Origin of the sequence: Yinghuangia sp. YIM S09857, from assembly GCF_051388915.1 — a bacterium.
Classification (GTDB): domain Bacteria; phylum Actinomycetota; class Actinomycetes; order Streptomycetales; family Streptomycetaceae; genus Yinghuangia.
The window spans coordinates 82,406-91,740 of the sequence record NZ_JBPKBH010000031.1 but is presented as its reverse complement, the minus strand read 5'-3'; the positions used below and the strand labels follow the sequence as shown (position 1 = coordinate 91,740).

At 70.8% G+C, this 9,335-nt stretch carries 8 protein-coding genes and 1 pseudogene; all 9 read right to left on the bottom strand.

Features of this window, described 5'->3' with window-relative positions; all coding sequences use genetic code 11:
* Positions 1 to 463: 463 nt before the first annotated feature.
* A complete protein-coding gene (leuA, locus tag ACRX5S_RS39055; RefSeq protein WP_436778027.1) occupies positions 464 to 2,230 on the bottom strand; it encodes a 2-isopropylmalate synthase in 1,767 nt (588 codons plus the stop codon).
* 467 nt (positions 2,231 to 2,697) lie between these two features.
* Positions 2,698 to 3,660 carry a GTPase Era gene (gene era / locus ACRX5S_RS39050; RefSeq protein WP_436778026.1) on the bottom strand — a complete coding sequence of 321 codons (963 nt, stop codon included), beginning with the start codon at positions 3,658 to 3,660 and terminating at the stop codon, positions 2,698 to 2,700.
* Positions 3,657 to 4,598: a metal-dependent hydrolase gene (locus ACRX5S_RS39045; protein ID WP_436778025.1), complete on the bottom strand. Its 942-nt coding sequence runs from the start codon at positions 4,596 to 4,598 to the stop codon at positions 3,657 to 3,659. Before ACRX5S_RS39045 ends, era begins: the two co-directional genes overlap by 4 nt.
* Positions 4,595 to 5,044 carry a hypothetical protein gene (locus tag ACRX5S_RS39040; protein WP_436778024.1) on the bottom strand — a complete coding sequence of 150 codons (450 nt, stop codon included), beginning with the start codon at positions 5,042 to 5,044 and terminating at the stop codon, positions 4,595 to 4,597. Before ACRX5S_RS39040 ends, ACRX5S_RS39045 begins: the two co-directional genes overlap by 4 nt.
* 116 nt (positions 5,045 to 5,160) lie before the next feature.
* Positions 5,161 to 5,508, bottom strand: a complete 348-nt coding sequence (locus ACRX5S_RS39035) for a cytidine deaminase (RefSeq protein WP_436778023.1) — start codon at positions 5,506 to 5,508, stop codon at positions 5,161 to 5,163.
* Between the two features lie 128 nt (positions 5,509 to 5,636).
* Positions 5,637 to 6,473: a hypothetical protein gene (locus tag ACRX5S_RS39030; RefSeq protein ID WP_436778022.1), complete on the bottom strand. Its 837-nt coding sequence runs from the start codon at positions 6,471 to 6,473 to the stop codon at positions 5,637 to 5,639.
* A gap of 186 nt (positions 6,474 to 6,659) precedes the next feature.
* Positions 6,660 to 7,562, bottom strand: coding sequence for a hypothetical protein (locus ACRX5S_RS39025; protein WP_436778021.1), 903 nt, complete (start codon positions 7,560 to 7,562; stop codon positions 6,660 to 6,662).
* 199 nt (positions 7,563 to 7,761) lie between these two features.
* Positions 7,762 to 9,136, bottom strand: a pseudogene (locus ACRX5S_RS39020) (hemolysin family protein); the annotation flags it as partial.
* A 45-nt stretch (positions 9,137 to 9,181) separates the two neighbouring features.
* On the bottom strand, positions 9,182 to 9,335 hold a 154-nt coding region (ybeY, locus tag ACRX5S_RS39015; protein WP_436778031.1), incomplete at its 5' end, for an rRNA maturation RNase YbeY.

Below are 9,335 nucleotides of genomic sequence, written 5' to 3'. Positions count from 1 at the left end.
CAGGGTGGCAAGGGGGCGGGGCGGCAACGCCGCAGGGTGGCAAGGGGGGCGGGGTGGCAATAGGGGTGGGGCATGGGGCATGAGGGGCATCCGGTGCGCGCCGCAGCCTCCCGCCGCCCGCTGCCGGGCATCACCGCCTCCCTCCCGACCGTCGGCCGGGCGGCAAGGCCGCGGGGTCGTGGGGGTGTGCTCCGCCACCCGCGTCGCGGGGACGCCGAGGCGCGCGGCGACCTCCTGGGGCTGGGCCGCCGGGCGGCAAGGCCGGCGAAGGGCGGCATGGCCGCAGAGCCGCGGCACAGGACAGCGCAGCGCGAACGCCGGAGCGGCGGCCCCGAAATCGGGACCGCCGCCTCGGACTTCCGGTCACTTCACCGCGTCAGGCGCTCGCCATCGCTGAGCCACGCAACACGCTTCGTCACGCAGGCACCTCGTCACGCAGGCACCTCGTCACATCCTCAGCGCGTCACGCCGCCGATGCGCGGGCTGAGCGGTTGACCGCGCTCACGACCGCCTTCAGCGAGGCGCGCACGATGTTCTCGTCGACGCCCACGCCCCACAGCACCTGGCCGTCGACGGCGCACTCGACGTACGCCACGGCCCGCGCGTCCTCGCCGCCGCTCATCGCGTGCTCGGTGTAGTCCAGCACGCGCACGTCGAAGCCGATGCCGCCCAGCGCGCGCACGAACGCGTCGATCGGGCCGTTGCCGACGCCGTCCAGCGTGGTCGCGGCACCGTCCACGGTCATGTCGACCGACAGGGCGTCCTTGTCGTTGTCGACCGACGAGGTCTGGTGCGAGGACAGCCCCAGACGGCCCCACGGCGCGTCCGGCGTCGGCAGGTACTCGTCCTGGAACACCGACCAGATCTGCGCCGGAGTGACCTCGCCGCCCTCGCTGTCCGTCTTGCCCTGGATGATGCGCGAGAACTCGATTTGCAGGCGGCGCGGCAGGTCCATCTTGTGGTCGGCCTTCATCACGTACGCCACGCCGCCCTTGCCGGACTGGCTGTTGACCCGGATGACGGCCTCGTAGGTGCGGCCGACGTCCTTCGGGTCGATCGGCAGGTACGGGACGCCCCACATGATCTCGTCGACCGTCTTGCCCGCCTCGGCGGCGTCCCGCTCCAGCGCCTCGAAGCCCTTCTTGATCGCGTCCTGGTGCGACCCGGAGAAGGCCGTGTAGACCAGGTCGCCCGCGTACGGGTGCCGCGGGTGCACCGGCAGTTGCGTGCAGTACTCGACGGTGCGGCGGATCTCGTCGATCTCCGAGAAGTCGATCATCGGGTCGATGCCCTGGCTGAACAGGTTCATGCCCAGCGTCACCAGGTCGACGTTGCCGGTGCGCTCCCCGTGCCCGAACAGGCAGCCCTCGACGCGGTCCGCGCCGGCCATGACGGCCAGTTCGGAGGCCGCGACGGCGGCGCCTCGGTCGTTGTGCGGGTGCACCGAGATGGCGATGTGCTCGCGGCGCGTCAGGTTGCGGCTCATCCACTCGATCTGGTCCGCGTACACGTTCGGCGTCGAACGCTCGATGGTGGCGGGCAGGTTCAGGATGATCTCGCGGCCGGTCTCGGGCTGCCAGACGTCCATGACCGACTCGCAGACCTCCAGCGCGAAGTCCAGCTCGGTGTCGATGAAGATCTCGGGCGAGTACTCGTACCCGAAGACCGTCTCGGCACCCAGGTGCTTCTCCGCGAAGCGCATGACGTGCTCGGTGCCCTCGACGGCGATCGCCTTGCACTGGGCGCGGTCGACGTTGAAGACCACGCGGCGGAAGATCGGCGCGGTGGCGTTGTACAGGTGCACGGTCGCGCGCGGCGATCCGACCAGGGACTCGACGGTCCGCTCGATCAGCTCCTCACGGGCCTGGGTCAGCACCGAGATGGTGACGTCCTCGGGAACCGCGCCGTCCTCGATGATGCTGCGGATGAAATCGAAGTCGGTCTGCGAGGCGGCCGGGAAGCCGACCTCGATCTCCTTGTAGCCCATGCGTACCAGCAGGTCGAACATGGTCCGCTTGCGCGCCGGGCTCATCGGGTCGATCAGCGCCTGGTTGCCGTCCCGCAGGTCGGTGGACAGCCAGCGCGGCGCCGCGGTGATGGTTTTCGTCGGCCACGTGCGGTCCGGCAGGTCCACGCCCTGAAACGGTGCGTACTTGTGGATCGGCATCCCCGACGGCTTCTGGGTGACACTCGCGGCCGTGATGGGGGTGGCGCGGTTGATGGAGGACATGCGGCAGGCTCCTCGGAAGCGGGCTGGGCGCTGCGACGGCGCAACGCGTCGGCTGAGGTGGTCGTGGGACTCGATAGGCCGGCGCGATTCCGTAACAGGCAATGCCTCAACCCCGCGGCGAGGGAGGCCGGCCCATTCCGTTCAGCTGCTAAGTGCCTAGCTGGGCGAGCCCTCGCCGCGGCGGCTAAGAAGAAGCTGCCACTGACGCATGATGCCCGACACCCTACCCGACCCCTGTCCCCGAGTGCACATCCGCCTCCACCGCGGGCGCGTCTGACGGGGCGTCAGGGTGTGGATTGCGCCACGTTCACGTGGTACTTACACGGAACCGGGTCAGAATGGGCGTGGAGAGACACCGGCGCCGCCTTCACCTCCCCTTTGGAGGGCGGCGCCGTTCCCTGTCCGGGGGCTTGTCCCTGTCCCCGTCGTGCGGCCGACTGCGTTCCCGCAGGCGGGTCCGCTGCCGGTCAGAACCCGAGTCGGCGCAATTGCTTCGGGTCGCGCTGCCAGTCCTTCGCCACCTTCACGTGGAGGTCGAGGTAGACGGGCGTGCCGAGAAGGGCCTCGATCTGCTTCCGCGCGCGCGTGCCCACGTCCTTCAGCCGCGCGCCCTTGGCGCCGATGACGATCGCCTTCTGGCTGGGGCGCTCCACGTACAGATACGCGTGTACGTCCAGCAGTGGCTTCTCGGCCGGGCGGTCCTCGCGCGGAATCATCTCCTCGATGACCACCGCGAGCGAGTGCGGCAGTTCGTCGCGTACGCCTTCCAGAGCCGCCTCGCGGATCAGCTCGGCCGCCATGATCTGCTCGGGCTCGTCGGTGAGTTCGCCGTCCGGGTAGAGCGGCGGACCCTCGGGCAGCAGGCCCGCGAGGAGGTTGGCGACGAGCCCGACCTGCTCGCCGGACACCGCCGACACCGGGATGATCTCGGCCCACTCGAAACCGAGGTCTGCGGCCATCTGCTGGACCGCGACCAATTGCTCGGCGAGCGTCTTCTTGTCCACCAGGTCGGTCTTGGTGACGACCGCGACCTTCGGCGTCTTGCGGATCTCCGCGAGCTCCTTGGCGATGAAGCGGTCGCCGGGCCCGACTTTCTGGTCCGCGGGCAGGCAGAAGCCGATGATGTCCACCTCGGCCCACGTCGTGCGCACGAGGTCGTTGAGGCGCTGGCCGAGCAGCGTGCGCGGCTTGTGCAGGCCGGGGGTGTCGACGAGCACCAGTTGGGCGTCCGGGCGGTGCACGATGCCGCGGACGGTGTGCCGGGTGGTCTGCGGGCGCCCCGAGGTGATCGCCACCTTCGTGCCGACCAGCGCGTTCGTCAGCGTGGACTTGCCCGCGTTGGGGCGGCCGACGAAACAGGCGAAGCCGCTGCGGTGGACGGCGTCGCGCGCGGCGCCGGAGGCGGTGGAACGATCACTCATGGCTCTCATTGTCCCTTAGCCCCGGCCATGTCCCGACCGCTCTTCTGCCGCGGCACCTGGGCATCGCGCCGCGCGTTGGCCAGCGCCCGCGCCTTCTCGTGCTTTTCGGCGCGCGCCCACAGGCGGCGGCCGACCACCATCCACAGCACCCACATCGACGCGGCGAGACCGGCCGCGCCCAGCGTGCTGCGCAGCAGCAGTTCGCCGATCGGCGGGTATTTGGCGTGCACCTTCTCGACCCAGTAGGGACCGCCCCAACTCAGGTCGAGCGGAGCCTTGTCGACGAACCGGGACCAGAAGAACCAGGCGAATATCCGGCAGGCGCCGTACAGGAAGTAGGCCCGGTACAGCGCCAGCATCAGCACCTCGGACATCTTGAGGCGGCGCTTGAACCAGGGCCACACCGGGTCGTCGGGGACGACCTTGGTGAAGAAGTAGTTGCGGGTGAGCACCTTCCAGCTCAGCAGCACCATGCCGAGCCAGAAGAGGTCCCAGACGCCGCCGAGGCTGGAGTAGTACGCGGACGCGTCGCCGTAGCGGCCCTGTTGGGCGGCGTACGCCCACATGCCGATCGAGTAGTTCTGCGTGCTGAACGGGAAGAACAGCATGACGCCGACGCTGTCGCAGATGTCGGTGAAGACGTGTGCCCAGTGCCCGATGAGCAGGCCGAGCGCCCACGCGCGGCTCTTGAAGACCCAGAGCACGATAAGCGAGATGACCACGCCGTACAGCAGCGAGTGGGTGAACCCGACCCCTGGCCAACCCCGGTGGTACAGATCGGGGTTCTCGGGGTGGAAGCTGAACCCGAAGGCGTCGAAGCCGTAGACCGTGCCTTTGGAGATCATGTCCGGCCAGAAGCAGCCGAGCAGGATGGCCAGGAAGGACACCTTGGTCTTGATGTGCTTCTGGAGGACGTAGCTCTCCAGTTCGTGCGCCGCCCAGCTCACCGGGCACCCCCCACCTTCTCGCGCCGGGCCTGGACGCGGCGGGCCTGCACGCGGCGGCCGATCCAGTGGACCGCCATGATGATGACGACGACCGTGAACGGCCCGCGGGTCCAGGTCAGGACGTCGCGCTGGGTGAAGTAGCCGAGCAGGATGAGGCCGGCGGCGCCGACGGCGTATGCGACGAGGTCCACGACGCCTTCGCGGACGTCTTCGGGGCGGACCTCGTCCTCGTTCTCGTCCTCGGACAGTTCGATGTCGGACGCGGGGTCTTCGTGGGGCACGACGTCTTTGCCGGGCACAGATTGCGTGCCGGGCGCGGGCTGTTGGCCGGACGCGACCTCCACGTCGTCCGTATTGCCTGCCTTGTCGGTTTCGGCCGTCGCGGACGAAGAGTCCTGGCCGGGCAACACACCCGACTCGTCGGCCTGTTCCGATTCGGCAGCCATTCCGTCCCCAATTCTGACGTTTCGTCAGCCCAGGTTCCGCGCGCTCACGCGCATCCTGCGGCGGCGTGATCCTACTGGCCGACCGAACCTGACGCGGCATCCGTCCGTGGCGCGCGTCACACCTCGACGGTGGCGGCGATCTTCCCGTCCGGGCCCGCGAGGTGGATCGGCGTCCCGGCACCGCCGAGGTCGCGTACGGCCTCCCGGTCCGCCTCCGCGACCGCCTCCGCCTTCCCCACCACGGCCGCCGCCTCCAGCCCGCGGGCACCGCCCGCCACGGCCATAGCGACGGCGGTCTGCAACGCGGTGAGCCGCAGCGAGGGCAGGTCGACCGTCGAGGCGACGTACGTGCGCCCCGTCTCGTCGCGCACCGCGGCCCCCTCGGACGCGCTGTTGCGAGCCCGGGCCGAACGCGCCAGCGTGACGATCTTGGCGTCCTCGGGGTCGACGGTCGTGCCGCTCATCGTTCCTCCTGCTCACCGGGATGAATCCCGGGCACAGTACCGCCCCGGGAGCGGCGCGGACGTCGCCCCCGGGGCGTTGGCGCGCCGCCGCCTCTCGGGCGGAGGGCGGCAGCACGTACGGCCGACGGTCAGGCGATCTCCTCGGCCTTCTGGATCTGGCCGCTGGTGAACCGGGTCGGCGCGTCGGGCGGCGAGGACACCGAATAGGCGCTCACCGTGACCCCGACGGCGCCGTGGCGCGAGGCCATGACGTACTGGTGGCTGCGGACATCGCCTTCCGACATGACGGTCGCGCGATAGCTGATGCTGTCCTGGCCGTGCGTGCCGAGGCGGACCTCGCTGATCTCGTAGTCCCACGAGTCGTTGCCGTTCGTCTCGCGGAACGACGAGCATGCCTTGAGGGCCGCGGCGTACTTGTCGAAGTCCTTTTGCAGCGTGTCGGGGTCGTCGCTCGTCAGCGTGACGATGACGCCCTCCTCGTCGTCGGCGTCGAGGGTGTCCTTGGTGAACGTGCGCTCCGCCTTGCCCTGCGATGACGTGCCGGCGAGCAGCGTCTCGCAGCGCGGGTCCGACACCACGGAGTCGGGGTCGAGCGTGCCGTCGTCCATGGTCGTGTCGGCCTCGCCCGCGGTGTAGCCGGCGGGCACTTCCTGCGCGTTGAGGAGCGCGTCGGCGAGTTCGTCGCTCGACGGGACGTCGGCCGCGGGCCCGGTGTCCTTGCCGCTGGGCTTTCCGCTCGCCTTCGGGTCGTCGTCGCCGGGCTTGTCGCCGGGCTTGTCGGAGCCCTTGGCGTCGGCGCTGCCCGTTGCGGATGCCGTCGGCTTGCCGACGTGGTCCTTGTCGTCCGAACCGAACTCACAGGCGGTGAGCCCCGAGAGGCCGAGCGCCACAAGCGGTACGGCGATCGCGAGCCTGACGGACTTGCGGCCGGAATTGCGCGTGGTACGGAACGTGCTGGTACGCACCGTGAACCCCCCAGTTCGGTGTCGTAGGCGACGCGGTGATGCGGCCCGTACCCCCCTGGTCCGGACCGCGCGTCGTCGGTATGCGGAAGAAGCTACCGCCCGGACGCGCAGATTCCGACGCCTGTTACCGACCCGACACAGCGCCGTGACGGCCGTCCCAAGGCTGTTGCGCCGCGGTCCCGCGGTTCAACGCCCCAGCAGCGCCCGGGCCTTGCGCACCTGGCCGGTGATGGCCGCCGCACAGGGCGCGGCATTCGGCGCCGCGTCCCCCGCGAACACGAACTGCGCCGTCGTAGTCCCGAACCGCACCAGCACCACGGTTTCGGTACGCGTCCCCGAGCCGCTCCGCGCGGTCACGCGGTAGGCCACCGTCTCGTCGCCCGCCAACGGCGCGCCGTCGACCGGCGCGACCGACCACTGCTCCGGACCGGCACCGGTGTTCACCGAGAAGCCCGCCGCGCAGCCCGCCATCGCCCGGTCCAGGTCGGCGGACAGTGCCACGCCCCGGCCGTCGCGGTGACTGGACAGGGTGATGCCCAGACGCGGCACGCCGGGCGGCGCGGCGGAGTCCGCGTACTCGCGGTGCGCCCACGCCTCCGGAGCGCCCGCGTCGAAGGCGGACACCTGCGCGAACACCGCGCACTCGGGCCGGTCCACGACCGGAACCGCCGAGCCGCCTGCGTCCTTGACCCGGTCCGGTCCGTCGACGCGGAGCCCGGTGTCGGCGAGTTCGGCCTGTCCGAGCAGGGCCGCGGTCAACTGCGGGGCGGTCGCGGGGCCGGCCGGCGGCGCGGTGGAGTCGGAACCGCCCGTACCCGCACCGGGCTTGCCTTCGCCCGACTTGCCCGCACCGGGCGTCTCCGTCCCCGCGGGCCGCATCGGCGTCGGCTCGCTCTTCGGCGGCACCGCGGTCTCGGCCTCGGGATCGACGGTCGGCCCCGGGGGGCCTGACTCCTGCGTGACCACGGCGTTCCCGCCCCCGCTGTCGCAGGCGCTCACGCCCGACAGCGCAACACCGAGCAGCACCACGCCGGTCAGCACCAGTTGCGACCTGCGCGCGGCGAATCGCGGCAGCCTGATTCTGCGCACGGTGAACCCCCCGGTCCCTCGGCGAACGCGTACCCCCGCGAACGAAGGTACGGGGTCCACGGGAGCGTTGTGAGGCAGTCCGCGCGTCCCGTGGAGGTCGGTCCGGTCAGTTCGTCGGTCAGTCCCTCGGTCAGTCCGCCGGTCGGTCCCCGTCGGAGCGCCCGTCGCCCCCCGCGTCGCCGTCCGGGCGCGGCGCGCGCTCGACGACGATCGTGCCGACCTGGTTGCGGCGGCCCGAGGGCCGGTCGGCGGTCAGCCGCAGCCCCTCGACCTCGGCCGTCGCTCCCGGGATCGGCACCCGGCCCAGTTGCTTGGCCAACAGCCCGGCGACCGTCTCGACGTCCTCGTCGTCCAGCTCCAGGCCGAACAAATCGCCGAGTTCGTCGACGGGCAGGCGCGCGGTCACCCGGAAGCGGCCGTCCCCGAGGTCCTCGACCGGGTTCGTCTCGCGGTCGTACTCGTCGGTGATCTCGCCGACGATCTCCTCAAGGATGTCCTCGATCGTGACCAGGCCCGCCGTACCGCCGTACTCGTCCACCACGATGACCATGTGCGTGCGGCTCGCCTGCATCTCGCGCAGCAGGTCGTCGGCGGGCTTGCTGTCCGGCACGAACGTCGCCTGCCGCATCAGCGACCCCACCGGNCTCGTCCACCACGATGACCATGTGCGTGCGGCTCGCCTGCATCTCGCGCAGCAGGTCGTCGGCGGGCTTGCTGTCCGGCACGAACGTCGCCTGCCGCATCAGCGACCCCACCGGCTCGTGCGCCCAGCGGTCGTCGGCGCCGCCGACCGCGTGCTCGGCGAGGTCCTTGAGGTACACGATGCCGACGACGTCGTCCTCGTTCTCGCCGATCACCGGGATACGCGAGTAGCCGCTGCGCAGCGCGAGCCGCAGCGCCTGCCGCACGGTTTTGTGGCGTTCGATGAACACCATGTCGGGGCGCGGCACCATAACCTCGCGCACGATGGTGTCGCCCAGTTCGAGCACCGAGTGCAGGAGCTTGCGCTCCTCGTCCTCGATCAGCGACTCCTTCTCGGCGAGGTCCACGAACGCGCGCAGCTCCGCCTCGGAGGCGAACGGCCCCTCGCGGTAGCCCTTCCCGGGCGTGACCGCGTTGCCGATGAGGATCAGCAGCGGCGGGAGCGGGCCCAGGATGCGCGCCAGCACGATCAGCACGGGCGCGCCCGCGATGCCGACCGCGATGGGGTGCTGGCGGCCGATGGTGCGCGGCGAGACGCCGACGACGACGTACGACACCACCACCATCACGCCGATGGACGCCAACACGGCCTGCCACGTCGCGTCGAACCCGTCGTAGAACACGACCGACACCAGCACGGCCGCGGAGACCTCGCAGGCGACGCGGATCAGCAGCGCCAGGTTGAGGTAGCGCGCCGGGTCGCGGACGACGGTGAGCAGGCGCTCGGCACCGCGTCGACCGGTGCGCACCAGCTCCTCGACGCGTGGCCGCGAGATGCGCGCGAGCGCCGCCTCCAGACACGCGAACAGCCCGGCCACGACGACGAGGACGACCGCCCCGACGACGAGCCGGAAGACCTCGTCAGAGGACACCGCGTGCCCCGTCCTTCCGTCCGACCTCGCGTCTGTGCCCGGGCATCAGGACGCCGCGCCGCGCCGTTCGCGCCACGCGTCCAGGATCTCGCGCTGGAGGCCGAACATCTCGCGCTCCTCGTCGGGCTCGGCGTGGTCGTAGCCGAGCAGGTGCAGCACCCCGTGCACGGTCAGCAACTGGAGCTCGTCGTCGGTCGCG